This window comes from Nonomuraea sp. NPDC050202 (assembly GCF_040656115.1).
Taxonomy (GTDB): Bacteria; Actinomycetota; Actinomycetes; order Streptosporangiales; family Streptosporangiaceae; genus Nonomuraea.
Genome location: NZ_JBFALF010000002.1, coordinates 108,655 through 122,845, shown reverse-complemented (window position 1 = coordinate 122,845; position 14,191 = coordinate 108,655). Strand labels below are relative to the sequence as shown.

Annotated in this window: 13 protein-coding genes; 8 read left to right on the top strand and 5 right to left on the bottom strand. The window is 71.1% G+C overall.

Going from position 1 to position 14,191, the window contains the following annotated elements:
* The first annotated feature begins 100 nt into the window (after positions 1-100).
* Both AB0I79_RS05645 and AB0I79_RS05640 read left to right on the top strand, forming a co-directional pair.
* Entirely contained in the window at positions 101-1,222 is a 1,122-nt protein-coding gene (locus AB0I79_RS05645) for a CaiB/BaiF CoA-transferase family protein (RefSeq protein WP_357867399.1), read from the top strand.
* On the top strand, positions 1,219-2,370 hold the full coding sequence (locus AB0I79_RS05640; protein ID WP_357867396.1) for a cytochrome P450: 1,152 nt from the start codon (positions 1,219-1,221) through the stop codon (positions 2,368-2,370). The genes AB0I79_RS05645 and AB0I79_RS05640 overlap by 4 nt, the downstream gene beginning before the upstream one ends.
* Here AB0I79_RS05640 and AB0I79_RS05635 read toward each other — a convergent pair.
* Positions 2,327-3,550 (bottom strand): FAD-dependent monooxygenase, encoded by a 1,224-nt coding sequence (locus tag AB0I79_RS05635; RefSeq protein WP_357867393.1) that lies wholly within the window; start codon positions 3,548-3,550, stop codon positions 2,327-2,329. The two genes, AB0I79_RS05640 and AB0I79_RS05635, sit on opposite strands and share 44 nt — an antisense overlap.
* Before the next feature lie 79 nt (positions 3,551-3,629).
* On the opposite strand from AB0I79_RS05635, the gene AB0I79_RS05630 reads away from it, so the two are divergent.
* Positions 3,630-4,166: a helix-turn-helix domain-containing protein gene (locus tag AB0I79_RS05630; protein WP_357867390.1), complete on the top strand. Its 537-nt coding sequence runs from the start codon at positions 3,630-3,632 to the stop codon at positions 4,164-4,166.
* Here the strand turns inward: AB0I79_RS05630 and AB0I79_RS05625 are convergent.
* Positions 4,151-4,603, bottom strand: coding sequence for an effector binding domain-containing protein (locus tag AB0I79_RS05625; RefSeq protein WP_357867388.1), 453 nt, complete (start codon positions 4,601-4,603; stop codon positions 4,151-4,153). The genes AB0I79_RS05630 and AB0I79_RS05625 overlap by 16 nt on opposite strands.
* Positions 4,604-4,699: 96 nt before the next feature.
* Here AB0I79_RS05625 and AB0I79_RS05620 point away from each other — a divergent pair, with 96 nt between their 5' ends.
* A complete protein-coding gene (locus tag AB0I79_RS05620) occupies positions 4,700-6,139 on the top strand; it encodes a GuaB1 family IMP dehydrogenase-related protein (protein ID WP_357867385.1) in 1,440 nt (479 codons plus the stop codon).
* 59 nt (positions 6,140-6,198) lie between these two features.
* Here AB0I79_RS05620 and AB0I79_RS05615 read toward each other — a convergent pair whose 3' ends face one another.
* Positions 6,199-6,954: an SDR family oxidoreductase gene (locus AB0I79_RS05615; protein WP_357867383.1), complete on the bottom strand. Its 756-nt coding sequence runs from the start codon at positions 6,952-6,954 to the stop codon at positions 6,199-6,201.
* Positions 6,955-7,033: 79 nt separating this feature from the next.
* On the opposite strand from AB0I79_RS05615, the gene AB0I79_RS05610 reads away from it, so the two are divergent.
* From AB0I79_RS05610 to AB0I79_RS05600, 3 genes are all read left to right on the top strand, one after another.
* Entirely contained in the window at positions 7,034-7,408 is a 375-nt protein-coding gene (locus tag AB0I79_RS05610) for an FKBP-type peptidyl-prolyl cis-trans isomerase (protein WP_185102311.1), read from the top strand.
* A 340-nt stretch (positions 7,409-7,748) separates the two neighbouring features.
* Positions 7,749-9,272: an ATP-dependent DNA ligase gene (locus AB0I79_RS05605; protein ID WP_357867379.1), complete on the top strand. Its 1,524-nt coding sequence runs from the start codon at positions 7,749-7,751 to the stop codon at positions 9,270-9,272.
* 250 nt (positions 9,273-9,522) lie between these two features.
* Positions 9,523-10,530 carry a septal ring lytic transglycosylase RlpA family protein gene (locus AB0I79_RS05600; RefSeq protein ID WP_357867376.1) on the top strand — a complete coding sequence of 336 codons (1,008 nt, stop codon included), beginning with the start codon at positions 9,523-9,525 and terminating at the stop codon, positions 10,528-10,530.
* Between the two features lie 532 nt (positions 10,531-11,062).
* Here the strand turns inward: AB0I79_RS05600 and AB0I79_RS05595 are convergent.
* Positions 11,063-11,659, bottom strand: a complete 597-nt coding sequence (locus tag AB0I79_RS05595) for a DUF1707 and DUF4870 domain-containing protein (protein WP_357867374.1) — start codon at positions 11,657-11,659, stop codon at positions 11,063-11,065.
* Positions 11,660-11,792: 133 nt separating this feature from the next.
* Here AB0I79_RS05595 and AB0I79_RS05590 point away from each other — a divergent pair, with 133 nt between their 5' ends.
* On the top strand, positions 11,793-12,137 hold the full coding sequence (locus AB0I79_RS05590; RefSeq protein WP_043630044.1) for a hypothetical protein: 345 nt from the start codon (positions 11,793-11,795) through the stop codon (positions 12,135-12,137).
* A gap of 296 nt (positions 12,138-12,433) precedes the next feature.
* Here the strand turns inward: AB0I79_RS05590 and AB0I79_RS05585 are convergent, their stop codons facing one another.
* Positions 12,434-13,771 (bottom strand): DUF4192 domain-containing protein, encoded by a 1,338-nt coding sequence (locus tag AB0I79_RS05585; RefSeq protein ID WP_357867371.1) that lies wholly within the window; start codon positions 13,769-13,771, stop codon positions 12,434-12,436.
* Positions 13,772-14,191 lie beyond the last annotated feature (420 nt).

Sequence of the window (14,191 nt, the reverse complement as noted above, 5' to 3'; positions counted from 1 at the left end):
CCATACCTCCCAGATCTTCGCCGGAAGGTCGGAAAGGCCGCTTGCACCAGTTCACCGAATGTTGTTCTACTGGGGCAGGGTCCACAGCAAGGAGGGGTCGATGCCTGAGCTTCGCCGAGGTCCGCTGTCCGGGGTGCGAGTGCTGGAGCTCGCCGGGCTCGCCCCTGGGCCGTTCGCGGGGATGATGCTAGCCGATCACGGGGCGGAAGTCCTGCGTATCGACCGGGTCAAGGTGGTTTCCGACCGCCCGCGCGCCGACGTCATGGACCGCGGCAAGCACACGATCGGGCTGGATCTGAAGGCGCCCGAGGGGGTGGCGGCGTTCAAGGAGCTCGTCCGGCACGCCGACGTGGTGATCGAGGTGTTCCGGCCGGGGGTCGCCGAGCGGCTCGGCATCGGGCCCGACGAGCTGCACGCGATCAATGAGCGGCTCGTCTACGGCCGGATGACGGGATGGGGGCAGGACGGGCCGCTGGCCCCGACCGCCGGGCACGACATCGACTACATCGCCGTGTCTGGCGTACTGTCGATGCTGGGCCGCGAGGGGGACAAGCCGACGCCGCCGATCAACATCCTGGGCGACTTCGCCGGCGGCGGGCTCATGCTCGCGTACGGGGTGCTGCTGGCCCTGTTCGAGCGGGAGCGCACCGGCCTGGGACGGGTGATCGACGCCGCCATGGTGGACGGCGCGGCCATCCTGTTCTCGATGTTCTACCAGGCGGTCCAGAGCGGGCACTGGGGGCCGCACGGCACGAACCTGCTCGACACCGGCGCCCCGCAGTACGACACGTACGAGACGGCCGACGGGAAGCACGTGGCCGTGGGCTCGCTGGAGCCGCAGTTCTGGGAGGCCATGGTCACCCTCATGGGCCTGACCGACCTGCCCGACAGGAACGACCGGGCCCAGTGGCCCGCGCTCAAGGCCCGCCTGGCCGAGGAGTTCAGGAAAAGGACGCGCGCCGAGTGGGAGGCGCTCTTCGACGGCTCCGACGCCTGCGTCTCGCCCGTGTTGTCGATGGCCGAGGCGCCCGCCCACCCGCACAACGCCGCCCGCGGCTCCTTCGTCCAGGTGGGCGGCGTCACCCACCCCGCGCCCGCGCCACGCCTGCTCGGCGTGCCGGCGCAGGACCTCTCCCCCGCCACCCGCCTGGCCGACCTGTCCGGCTGGGGCCTGTCCCAGGAGGAGGCGGACAAGCTACGCAGCCAAGGGGTACTCGCATGATCGACTTACTCGACGGCGACCTGTACGCCGGCGATCCCTCCCCCGTCTACGCCTGGCTCCGCGAGCACGCGCCCGTCTACCGCGACGAGCCCAACGGCTTGTGGGGCGTCTCCCGCCACGCCGACATCTCGGCCATCGAGCGCGATCCCCGCCTGTGGACCAGCACCGTCGGCTACCGCCCCCAGCTCCCCTCGGAGCCGTCCATGATCGGTCTGGACGACCCCGAGCACGCCGAGCGCCGCCGCCTCGTCTACCGCCGCTTCACGCCCCGCCACGTGCACGCCCGCTACGCCGCCCGGGTCCGCGAGGTCGTCGTCGAGCTCATCACCCGGGCGCTGGAGCGGGGCACGGTCGACGCGGTGAGCGAGCTGGCCGCGCCGCTGCCCGCCCGCATGATCGGATGGCTGATCGGCTTCCCCGACGAGGACTGGCCCCGGCTCAAGCACTGGTCGGAGACCACGATCGTGGCCGGCGGCGGCCTGCGCTACGTCACGCACGAGGCCGCCGTGGCCGCCGGCGAGTACGGCCAGGCCGTGCTGGAGCTGGCCGCGCAGCGGCGCGCCCAGCCGCGCGACGACCTGCTGTCCCTGTGGTGCGCCACGCCGGGCTACGACGACGAGTGCCTGGCCAACGACGCGCTGCTGCTGCTCGACGGCGGCGCCGAGACCACCAGGACGGTCATCGCCACCACCATCGACGCGCTGATCCGCCATCCGGACCAGTGGCGCCTGCTGCGCGCCGACCGGGGCCTGATGGAAGGGGCGGTGGAGGAGTTCATCCGGTGGACCACGCCGGTCCTGAACATGTGCCGGGCCGCCACCCGCGACACCACCCTGCACGGGCAGGAGATCGGCCAGGGGCAGCAGGTGCTGCTCATGTACGGGTCGGCCAACAGGGACCCCGCGGTGTTCGACGCCCCGGACGCCTTCGACGTGACCAGGAAGCCGGGCGGGCACATCGCGTTCGGCCTGGGCACGCACTTCTGCCTGGGCGCGGCGCTGGCCAGGCTGGAGCTGCGGATCTTCTTCGAGGAGTGGCTGGACCGGGTGGGGTCGGCCGAGTGGGCCGACGCCGGCGGGCCGCGCATCCTGCCCAACGCCTTCGTCAGGGGTGTGACGTCGTTTCCCGTGGTGCTGCGTAGCCCTTGAGCGCGACCGAGTCGTGCAGGCGCACGCCCTTGCTGCCGAGCTTGACCGCGGCCCTGGTCAGGGCGACGGGCAGGCGGTTGACCAGCCGCACTCCCTGCAGGAGCGCCCACAGGTCGAACCGGCTGCCCGGCACGATCCGCTTGGCCGCGTTGATGGCGAACGTGCGGCTGCGGCGCACGTACTCGCCGATCTCGGCCTCGTAGGCCGGGTAGGCCCGCGTGTGGTCGCCGCCGTGCGCGGCCAGCTCTCCCGCCAGCACGTACGCCCCCACGACCGCCAGGCTCGTGCTGCCCCCGACCGCCGGGCCGGGGCAGTAGCCCGCGTCGCCGACGAGCGTCACCCGGCCGCGTGACCAGGTGTCGAGGCGGAGCTGGGTGATCGAGTCGAAGTAGAACGCCGGCGTGCGCTCCAGCTCCGCCAGCAGCCTGGGCACCTGCCAGCCCACGCCGGCGAAGCGCTCGCGCAGCAGTTCCTTCTGCCTGGCGACGTCCCTGTGGTGGTAGTCGAGCGGCTCGGGCGTCCTGAACAGGAACAGCGCCCGCGCGTCGGGCAGCCGGGCCGCCCCGTACATCGCGGCCAGCCTGCCAACCCCCGTGACGCCCTCCATGCGGCCGTCGAGCCCCAGGTGGTTGGGCACCGAGGCGACCGCCAGGTAGGCGCCGATCCAGGTCGTGAAGCGCGACTCGGGGCCGAAGACCAGGCGGCGCACGTTGGAGTGCAGGCCGTCGGCGCCGATCACCAGGTCGAACCTGGCGGGCTCGCCGCGCTCGAACGTGACCTCGCCGTCCTCGGAGATCGAGGTGATGGAGTCGCCGAAGACGTACTCGGCGTCGTGACGGGTCGCCTCGTAGAAGGTCTCGCTCAGGTCGTCACGCATGATCTCGACGTGCCGGTCGGAGACGGCGCCCATGACGCGCTTGATCTCCAGCTCGGCGGGGCGTCCGCCGCGCTCGCCGTACACGGTGAGGTGCTCCGTGCCGGTCTTCCTGGCCAGGACCTGCTCCAGCACCCCCATCCGCTCGACGATGTCCATCGCGGGCCTGAACAGGTCGATCGCGTGGCCGCCCGTCTTGCGCAGCGCCGGAGCCCGCTCGACGACGGTGACGGTGAAGCCGTACCTGGTCAGCCAGTACGCGAGCGCCGGCCCCGCCACGCTCGCCCCCGAGATGAGAACCCTCATGACCCTCCTTACCTACCGTTAAGTAAGCACGCTAGCACGCGGGCTTACTTAACGGAAGGTAAGGACTATCCTTGAATCCATGCCCAGTGACACCAAGGCCCGCATCCAGGCGGTGGCCCGCGAGCTGTTCGTGCAGCAGGGCGTGCAGAACACCAGCCTGCGCCAGATCTCCGACCGGCTGGGCATCACCAAGCCCGCGCTCTACTACCACTTCTCCTCACGCGAGGACCTGGTACGCAGCATCGTGCAGCCGCTGGTCGAGGACATCGAGGGGTTCCTGCGCGACCGGGCCCAGGGAAGCGATCCCCGCGAGCTGCTCGGCGACTACTTCGAGCTGATCTGGCGGCACCGTGAGGTGATCGTGATGATGGTGCGCGACCTGTCCACGCTCGGCTTCCTCGACCTGGGCACGCGCATGTTCGCATGGCGGCGGGAGCTGGTCGCCAGGTTGTTGGGCCGGGAGCTCGCACTGGAGCAGCAGATCCGCGCGACGGTGGCGCTGGGCGGCATGTCGGACTGCGCGGTGGAGTTCGCGCACCTGCCGCTGGAGGAGGTCAAGCCGACGGCCGTCGAGGCGGCGGCCGTCGCGCTCGGATTCCGTCAGACGGCGACGTAGAGATCCACCCCGTCGGGGTGGTGCACCTCCAGATCCGTCGTGAAGGCACGCGGTGGCGTGCCGCCCGACTCGGTGTGCTTCCACACCGCCTGCCACGACTCGACCAGCGCCTGCGGCATCGGGCCGCGGGCCTCCAGCCTCAGCGCGTGACCGGCCGGCACGCGCACGGCCACCATGCCCTCCGGCAGCCGCGGCACCGTGCGCACACCCGTGCCGACGATCTGCGTGAAGGCCCCGTGATGATCGCTCTCGTAGTCGGTGAGCACCGCGTACAGGTTCTCGTCGACGCGGCCGGGCACGTGCGCGAAGGCCCCGGGCGCACCGGCCCGCCGCCACAACGCGGGCAGTTTGGCCCGCGCCGGATCCATTTCGTCGGCGTTGGTGGTGCGTACGGCGAAACCGACCACTACCAGTTCGGCCCGTTCGGTGACGTTCACAGACCCTCCCTCCCCCAAAAGTGTCCCGGCCGATCATAAGGCCCCGCGAAACGGGGAAAAGCCTTGGTGACCTGTCAGCACATAAGATGGATGAACGTGAGATTTCTCAACGACCTCGAGCCCCATTACGACCTGACCTATAGCGACGTGTTCATGGTCCCGTCGCGTTCCGCGGTCGGTTCCCGGCTCGCAGTCGATCTGTCGACGAACGACGGCACGGGCACCACCATCCCGATCGTCGTGGCGAACATGACGGCCGTCGCCGGAAAGCGCATGGCCGAGACCGTCGCGCGGCGCGGCGGCATCACGGTGATCCCGCAGGACATCCCCCTCGATGTCGTGGCGAACGTCGTCGACTGGGTCAAGAACCGCGACCTCGTCCACGACACGCCCCTTACCCTGACCCCGCACGACACCGTCGGCGAGGCCCTGCAACTGCTGCCCAAGCGGGCACACGGCGCGATCATCGTGGTCGACTGGAACAACCGCCCCGTCGGCGTCGTGACCGAGGCCGACTGCCGCGACGTCGACCTGTTCACGCAGCTCTCCCACGTCATGTCGAGCGAGCTGCTCACGCTGCCCGCCGGGCTCGACCCGCGCACCGCCTTCGACCGGCTGCACGAGGGCCGCCACCGCCTGGCGCCCATCGTGGACGAGGACGGGCGGCTGGTCGGCATCCTCACCCGTACGGGCGCCCTGCGCGCCACCCTCTACCAGCCGGCCGTGGACGCCGAGGGCAGGCTGCGCATCGCCGCCGCCGTGGGCGTGAACGGCGACGTGGCCGCCAAGGCCAAGGAGCTGCTGGAGGTCGGCATCGACTGCCTGGTCGTGGACACCGCGCACGGCCACCAGGAGAAGATGGTCTCCGCCCTGCGCGCCGTCACGGCCCTCGACCCCGGCGTGCCGGTCGCGGCGGGCAACGTGGTGACCGCCGACGGCGTGCGCGACCTGGTGGACGCCGGTGCCGACATCCTCAAGGTCGGCGTCGGCCCCGGCGCCATGTGCACCACCCGGATGATGACCGGCGTCGGACGGCCGCAGTTCTCCGCCGTGCTGGAGTGCTCCGCCGAGGCCCGCCGCCTGGGGCGGCACGTGTGGGCCGACGGGGGCGTGCGCCATCCGCGCGACGTGGCGCTGGCCCTGGCCGCCGGGGCGTCGAACGTGATGATCGGGTCGTGGTTCGCGGGCACGTACGAGTCGCCCGGGGACACCCACATCGATGCGAACGGGCGCGCGTACAAGGAGAACTACGGCATGGCCTCCGCGCGGGCCGTGCGGCTGCGGACCGCCGAGGACTCCGCGTTCGAGCGGGCCAGGAAGGCGTTGTTCGAGGAGGGCATCTCGACGTCCAGGATGTATCTCGATCCGAAGCGGCCCAGCGTGGAGGACCAGATCGACGCCATCGTGGCCGGGCTGCGGTCGTCGTGCACCTACGCCGGGGCGTCGAACCTGGAGGAGTTCCACGCCAAGGCGGTCGTGGGGATCCAGAGCTCGTCCGGGTACGCGGAGGGCATGCCGCTGCACCAGAGCTGGTGAGCCCGCCGCCTCCGGCACCGATGGCCCGCGCTGAGGCCATGGGTGCCGGAGTCGCGGTCTCACGTCCTGCGCCAGCCGCCCGCGGCGTTGATCCCGCCGTCCACGTGCAGCGTCGTGCCCGTCACGAACCTGGCCAGGTCGCCGGCCAGGAACAGGGCCGCCGCGGCGGCGTCGCAGGGGTCGCCCAGGTGGCCGAGCGGCGGCACGCGTACCGGCTCGTAGGGCAGCGGGCGGGCCAGCATGCGCTCGCGCACGCCCGCCTCGCCCTCGGTCCGGATCGCGTCGGGGGCGATGGCGTTCACCCTGATGCCGCTGGGGGCGAGCTCCAGCGCCAGCGACTTCGTCAGGCTCGCCACGGCTGCCTTCATGGCCGCGTACACGGCGAAACCGGGCGCGGCCTGGTGGGCCTCGCTCGACGTCACGTTGATGATCGACGCGCCCGGGGACATCATCGGCAGCAGGCTCCGGATCATGCCGGTGACCTGCGTGAAGTTCTCCTCGACGAGGACCTGCTCGCCGCGCGGGGAGGTGTCGGCGAACCCGGCGTGGAAGGTGCCGCCCGCGTTGTTGACCAGCACGTCCACGCGGCCCCACCGCTCGCGTACGGCCTGGGCGAACACCTCGACCGCCACGTGGTCGCGCACGTCGAGCGTCATCGCCAGCTCGCCCTCCGGCTTGTCGCGGTCGCAGACCGCGACGTGGGCGCCGAACGCCGCGAACGCCTCGGCGATCGCCAGGCCGATGCCCCTGGCCGCCCCGGTGACGACGGCCACGCGGCCGGTGAGCAGGAACGCGTCGGGAGAAAGGGCGGCCATGAACGTTGACGATATCCCGAGCGCATAGAGTCGTCGGGTCCATTCTCTTCAGAGAACAACCGTCAACAGGAGCACTTTCGTGGCACTCCAGAAGCCCGAGATCGATTTTCCGGGCGGCGAACCGCCCAAGGACCTCGAGATCGAGGACCTGACCGTCGGCGACGGCCCCGAGGCCAAGCCCGGCCAGAACGTGCGCGTCCACTACGTGGGCGTGTCGTTCTCGACCGGCGAGGAGTTCGACGCGTCGTGGAACCGCGGCGACGCGTTCGAGTTCCCGCTGGGCGCCGGGCGCGTCATCGGGGGCTGGGACCAGGGCGTCGCGGGCATGAAGGTCGGCGGCCGGCGCAAGCTGGTCATCCCGCCGCACCTCGGCTATGGCACCCGCGGCGCGCCTCCGCGCATCAAGCCGAACGAGACGCTCATCTTCGTGGTGGACCTGCTCGGCGTGAGCTGACACCCGCGCGGTGAGGCGCCGTCGCGCCTTGGTCACGACCTGGCGTGGTGAAGCGCCGGCGTGCCGACGGCATGACCGGCGCGGCGAGGCGCCGGCGTGCCGACGGCACAGCCTGGCGGAGTGAGGCGCAGGCGTCCGTCGGCACGACCCGGCCGGTAAGGCGCGGGCGTGCGGTCGGCACGACCTGGCGCAGTGAGGCGCGGGCGTGCGGTCGGCACGACCTGGCGCAGTGAGGCGTCGGTGCCCTGGTGGCCCGGCGCCTTCCCCCGTTATCGACACATTGCGTGGATATGCCGTTATCAAGTGGGGAAATGTCGCCGACGTAAGGCACCATAGGCGTGTGCTTCTGATCGACGTGGTCCGGGTGTCCGAGGCGGTGACGCGCACGTCCGCGAGGCTCGGCAAGGTGGGTCACCTGGCGGAGCTGCTGGGCCGGGTCGGGCCGGACGAGGCGGAGATCGCGATCTCCTACCTGTCGGGCGAGCTGCCCCAGCGGCAGGTGGGCGTGGGCTGGCGCACGCTGGAGGACATCCCGCAGCCCAAGCTGGCCGCCACCGCCACGCTCACCGACGTCGACCGGCTGCTGAGCCGGATCAAGGCCGTGTCGGGGCCCGGCTCGCAGGCCGCGCGCAAGGCGCTGGTGGCCGAGCTGTTCGCCGGGCTGACCAGCCAGGAGCAGCAGTTCATGCGGCGGCTGCTGCACGGCGAGCTGCGCCAGGGCGCGCTCGACGGCGTCATGATCGAGGCGGTCGCCAAGGCGTCAGGCGCGCCGTCGGCGGACGTCCGCCGCGCGCTGACGCTGCGCGGCTGGCTCCCGGCCGTCGGGGCCGCCGCGCTGAGCGGCGGGGTGGCGGCGCTGCACGCGTTCCGGCTGGAGGTGGGGCGGGCGGTCGCGCCCATGCTGGCGGGCAGCGCGCCGAACGTAGCCGCGGCGCTGGAGAAGGCCGGCGCGCCGGCGGCGCTGGAGTGGAAGCTCGACGGCGTACGCGTCCAGGCCCACCGCTCCGGCCCGGAGGTGCGGGTGTTCACCCGTACGCTCGACGACATCACGCCACAGGTCCCCGAGCTGGTCGAGGCGGTGCTGGAGATGCCGTGCGGCGACCTCGTGCTCGACGGCGAGGTGATCGCGCTGCGGCCCGACGGGCGGCCGCATCCGTTCCAGGTGACGGCGAGCCGCGTCTCCAGCAAGACGAACGTGGCCGCGCTGCGCTCGCAGACGCCGCTGAGCGTGTTCTTCTTCGACGCGCTGCGCGTGGACGGCGCCGACCTGCTCGACCTGCCCTACGCCGAACGCCAGGAGGCCCTGGCCCGCACGGTCCCGCAGGGCCTGCTGACACCCCGGCTGGTGACGGGGGAGGTCGCCGAGGCCGAGAAGTTCTTCATCGACGTCGTCAAGGCCGGTCACGAGGGCCTCGTGGTCAAGTCGCTCGCCTCCCCCTACGCGGCGGGCCGGCGCGGGGCGGGCTGGATCAAGGTCAAGCCGCGTCACACGCTCGACCTGGTGGTCCTGGCGGCCGAGTGGGGCCACGGCCGGCGCGAGGGCAAGCTCTCCAACCTGCACCTGGGGGCTCGCGACCCCGAGGGCGGGTTCGTGATGCTCGGCAAGACGTTCAAGGGGCTGACGGACGAGCTGCTGGCCTGGCAGACCGAGCGCTTCCTGGAGCTGGCCGAGGGGCCGACGGACGCGTGGACGGTACGGCTGCGGCCGGAGCTGGTCGTGGAGATCGCCTTCGACGGGGTGCAGCGCTCACCCCGCTATCCGGGAGGCATGGCGCTGCGCTTCGCCCGGGTGCTGCGGTACCGGCCGGACAAGCGCGTCGAGGACGCCGACACCGTCGAGACGGTGCGCTCCCTGATGCTCTGATCGTTTCCGCGTTCTCCCGAAACGATCAAATGCACGGCGTATGGTCGGCCTTCGAGGCACCCCCTGCGGCATAAGTGAGAAATTTCACTGGATGTCCCATTAAGTTGCCTTTACCTGCTCTTTGTCGCATATGTTCGTGCCCATCGCGCGGGATCCCCCACCCCGCAGCGGGATCGGCCGCCGCACGCCCCCACCCCTCACGGCCCAGGCCTTTCCCTGCCCTATCCCCTACCTAGGACCGTGGTTTACCTTGGGCCAGCACAGCCGCAAGCCGTCGCGCCAGGACCGCAAGCCGTTCCCCCAGAGCCATGAGCCGCCTGCTCAGGACCGCAACGCGTCCGCTCAGCACCGCAACGCGTCCGCTCAGGACCGCAACGCGTCCGCTCAGCACCGCAACGCGTCCGCTCAGGGCCCGGACCGCAACCCGTCCCCTCAGGACCCGCATCGCAACCCATCCGCTCAAGACCGCAAGCGGCCCGCTCAGGGACTGGACCGTAACCCGTCCGCCCAGGACCGTAGGCAGTCTGCTGCTCAGGGCCACAAGGCCACTGCGAGCAAGCGCCGTTGGACCACCGTCGCGATCGGCGCGGCCGTCCTCGCGGCCGCCTCCACCACAGCCTGGGCCGCCATCGGCAACGACGGCTCTCCCACCCGGGCGACGGCCCTCACCCCGCCCTCCCCGAAGTCCGTCTCATCCCCGGCTTCCAAGCCTCCTGCTGCGGCGGCGGCCCAGCCGAACGCCGTCCAGTCCTCGCAGCCCGGTGCGCCTGCCGCCGCGCAGTCCCCGCAGCCCTCCGAGGCCTCCTCCCGCCCCACCGAGCCCTCACGATCCACCGAAACCTCACGGCCCGCCGAGACCCCGCGATCCGCCAGGACCTCGCGGCCCGCCGAGGCTCCTGCCAGTCCGCCGGAGTCGGAGGTCAAGACCGAGACGGCGAAGGCGGAGACCACGAAGCCGAAGTACCGCGTCCTGTCCTCCGGCAACTGCGGCGCCTCCTACTACGGCGACCCCCAGATGACGGCCAGCGGCGAACGCTTCAACCCCGCCGCCATGACCGCCGCCCACAAGACCCTCCCGCTGGGCAGCAAGGTACGCGTCACCAACCCGAACAACGGCGAATCCGTAACGGTCCGCATCAACGACCGCGGCCCGTACATCGGGGGGCGCTGCCTGGACCTGTCCAAGGCCGCCTTCGCCGCGATCGGCAACATCAGCGCGGGCGTGATGCGGGTCAAGTACGAGGTGCTGGGCCGCTAGTCCGGACGGCGCTCACCTTCGGGTTCGCCGAAGTGCCGGAACTCCCCGTGCTGTGCCCAAGCCCTGGCCGGAGGTCCCAGCCCGGGGCCCGGCCCTCATCCGAGCCCAAGGCCCATGGCCGCCGGCTCTCGGCCCTCGCCTCCCGGCCCCGCTCGCCCCCGGACTCGTCCCTCGGCCTCGCTCTCGCCGCCGCCCTTGGCGCATCTTCACCGGCTCACGCCTCTTGCCCTCCCCCGCTCCCTCGCCTCAGGCTCGCGGCTCTCCGGCCCCCGGCCCTCAAAGTCTCGTTGCTCATCGTCGGCCGGGTGCCGAGAGCCGACAGCCGAGGGCTGGCGGGTGAACGTCGCCTGCCGCAATCGAACCCCGACTCAGCAGCTGCTCTCCCGCCTTCACCACCGGAGGCGTACAACGCGGCACGCCGGCCGTCATCGGTAGGCGGGCGAAATGCGCTCCGCCCCGCCGGAGGCCATGGACATCTTCAAGAGCGGGCCTCCGCAGGGCGGAATGGGGCATTGCGGTCTGGCTCCGGCCGTCACTTCACCAGGCGGATGGTCATGGGGTAGCGGAAATTGCCCTCCGACAGCGCCGAGACGCCGCCGACGATGGCGAGGATCAGCGCCGCGACCCAGATGAACGGCACCAGCACGACACCGACGACGGTCAGCGGCAGCAATACCGAGGCGCCTACGACCGTGATCTGGAAGTTGAGTGCCTCGAGCGCGTGCTTGCGAATGTAGGGCGAGGTCTTGCCGCCGGTGAGCAGCAGGAGCAGCGGGCCGAGGATCGGGAAGCCGACGATCGGCAGCGCATGGGCGAGGGCTCCGCCAAGCCGCTCGTTGCTCTCCGCCATACCCGTCGGGGACGCCGCATGCGGCAGCGCGGCGGCGGCCCTGGGCACGGCTTGCGAGCCGTACAGCTCGGTCATGATGGGCACCAGGTCGCCGTGCGTGCGCGCCGTCATGGCGCGCTCCAGCCGGTCGTCGAATTCGAGCTTGTCGAAGCGGCCTTCCGCGTATGCGGCTTTGACGTGCTCGACCACGTTCTCTCGGTCCTGGTTGGTGACGCGCAGATGAGCTGGCGGCACCTGTCCCGGCCCGGGGGTTTTCGGTACCCCAGCCATAATCGCCATGCCTCTCCTTAGGAAATCGAACGGTCACCTCACATACTGCGTCCTGGGTACCTCCGGTGCCATCGGGAGAATCCCGGATTCGTCCCCGAGATCATCCCCGACGCAAGGGCTCCAGACGGTATAAAAAGGATTCATGAGATGGCGAGACCGCTACGGCATTCGTCGACTGCGCGGCCGCAAGATCGCGAAGTTCGACCGAGAGGCGACAGACGCCGACATCGAGGCGCTTATCGCCTTTGCCCGTTCGCGGCGCGGTGTCGAGTTCTACGTCGAGCCAGAGACCTTTGCCACCGATACGACCGCTGTGGCGGTGGCCGACGACGGCGAGTGGACCAGGCGCAGGGTCGGCTCGCCGGCTGTGATCCACAAGGTCGCCCGTGATCTTGCCTTACCTGTCTATGACGTTCAGCTCACCGGGTACCCGCAGCGGATGCGTGCGTACAACGAGCGTCGCAGGAAGGAAGAAGGCAGCCTTTGACCTCCCCTTCCTCCTCGCCGCCCCCGCATCCCTTCCGCTGACCCAGGAGCTTCTGCTCCTTCCCTGGCCTGGCGTGCAGTCCCTTCCAGGCTGAGCACGGCACGACGCCTCAGGCACGGGCACGGGCACGGGCATGATGTCTCAAGGCCGTGCGGGGCACCATGGCTCAAGCCCGTGCGGGGCACCATGGCTTACGACCGTGTGGGCCATGACGCCTCAAGCCCGCGCACGGGCACCCTGCTTCAGGCGAGCACGGAGCCTTTCGCCGTCAGGGAGACCGCGCGTCCTTCCCCTCGTCAGTCGAGCGCCAGGGGCGGGTCCTCCTCCTCGGCGAGGAGGTTGATCAGGGGGAGCAGCCAGGAGGCGCAGGCCGGGCCCATGGTTTCGTCCAGCTCGGCCGGGGTCGGGAGGCGGCCACGGAGGATGGCCGGGGAGAGCAGGTTGTGGAGAGCGTGCATGAGGAGGTTGGCCATCGAGTAGCAGGGGTCGGCGGTCAGGGCGCGTTCGAGGGCGATGGTGGCCTGGACGCTGTTTCCCGAACGCCAGGCCGCCATCGCCAGCAGTGACGCGACCGGTGGTGTGAAGCGCGGCTCCAGCCTGCGGGTCAGGTCCTTCCAGAGCAGGGCGTGGGAGTCGTCCATGAGGGTCCACGCCTCGTCGCGGACCCTCATGATCGCCAAGTCCAGGCCCAGCCTCGCCGCTTCCGCGTCGTTGAGGCGGCCACCGTCGGAATGGGTCTCCAGCGCCGAGCGGACCCTGGCCAGGGCTTCGGACACGTACTGCTCGGCGAAGGCGTTCAGGTCTGTGGCGGTCGTGATCCGGGCCTGGAAGTCCGCGATCGCCGCTGACGTGGCTCGGCGCATCGCCATCCGTACGGGGCCGGTGACCGGGGCCAGCGTGCGCTCCAGGGCCTCTCTGTCGGGAAGGGCCACCAGGCCGCGTACCGTGGCCTCGGCGGCGATCTGGCTCGTGGACAGGTCGTACGGGGTGCCCTCCGCCGGGCAGCACGTCGCCAGGTCGCAGACGTAGGACCAGTAGCGGCCCTCGTGAGCCCGCAGCGCCTCGCCCACATGGACCCCGTCCTTGGCCGCCAGCCGCCTGGCCTCGTCGACTGCCGGAGTGACCAGATCTCCCGGGCCGTAGCCGACGATGACGATCTCCGTGATGTTCTCGCGGCCGAACAGGGGTGACATCGCGTCGAGGGTGCCCGGCGGGAACGGCAGGCCCCATCTGGCCACCATCTTCGCCTGCCCCTGGGCCAGGCCCACGACGATGAGGCTGGCGGTGGGATGGAATCCGACGAGGTAGGGCACGGCGGCCAGGACGTCGGTGGGGCTGGTCAGGGTGAGGCAAGGCTCTTCGGTGAAGGGAGCGGGTGAGGGCGAAGGCGTGGGCTGGGAGAGGGGCGTCGGCGTGGCGGGCTGCCCGGACAGCTGCGTTGGTAGCTGCGTGGACATCAGGCCGGCTGTTTCTGGCGTGCCCAGGGACGGGGGTGAGGGCGGGCTGGTGGTGATGTGGGGGTTGCCGGGAAGCGCGCCGACGGCAGGGGCGGCGTGCGGGTTGGCAGCGGCCCTGCGGGCGGGAGGGGCGGCGTGCGGGTGGTCAGGCGCGGGAGTGGGGCGGTTGCTCGTCATGGCCCAGAGCGTGCCGGGTTTCGAGAGGCCGGAACGGCGCTGGGCTGTGTTCTGTGGATAACGGTGACGAGGGATCGAGCGGGTTGTGGATGGACTGTTGACTGCGCCCTGCCGCCGCTGCGACGGTGATCCGCCGATGAGGATGCGCGTGCGGCAAGGACGCATCACGCCGCCGATCGATCCCCAGCGCATGGTGGCACAGCTGGCGGTGCCCGGATACGGCGGAGTTTCCGCGGCAGCGAAGCAGTGCCGCGGAGCTTGGAGGACACCAGGCCGCGGCGGGGAGAGGGCCGGCCTGCGACCGTTCCCGCCCGCGGGCCCGGCCGGTGTGGCCCCAGGCCCGGGCAAGCGTGGCCGCAGGCCCGGGCGAGGATCATGTCCCGCGAAGTGGTGTGGCTCGGTTCTCGCGTGCGGCTCCGC

Coding starts and splice junctions, on each gene's coding strand:
- AB0I79_RS05645 (WP_357867399.1), top strand. CDS start 101: ATGCCTGAGCTTCGCCGAGGTCCGCTGTCCGGGGTGCGAGTGCTGGAG.
- AB0I79_RS05640 (WP_357867396.1), top strand. CDS start 1,219: ATGATCGACTTACTCGACGGCGACCTGTACGCCGGCGATCCCTCCCCC.
- AB0I79_RS05635 (WP_357867393.1), bottom strand. CDS start 3,550: ATGAGGGTTCTCATCTCGGGGGCGAGCGTGGCGGGGCCGGCGCTCGCG.
- AB0I79_RS05630 (WP_357867390.1), top strand. CDS start 3,630: ATGCCCAGTGACACCAAGGCCCGCATCCAGGCGGTGGCCCGCGAGCTG.
- AB0I79_RS05615 (WP_357867383.1), bottom strand. CDS start 6,954: ATGGCCGCCCTTTCTCCCGACGCGTTCCTGCTCACCGGCCGCGTGGCC.
- AB0I79_RS05595 (WP_357867374.1), bottom strand. CDS start 11,659: ATGGCGATTATGGCTGGGGTACCGAAAACCCCCGGGCCGGGACAGGTG.
- AB0I79_RS05590 (WP_043630044.1), top strand. CDS start 11,793: ATGAGATGGCGAGACCGCTACGGCATTCGTCGACTGCGCGGCCGCAAG.
- AB0I79_RS05585 (WP_357867371.1), bottom strand. CDS start 13,771: ATGACGAGCAACCGCCCCACTCCCGCGCCTGACCACCCGCACGCCGCC.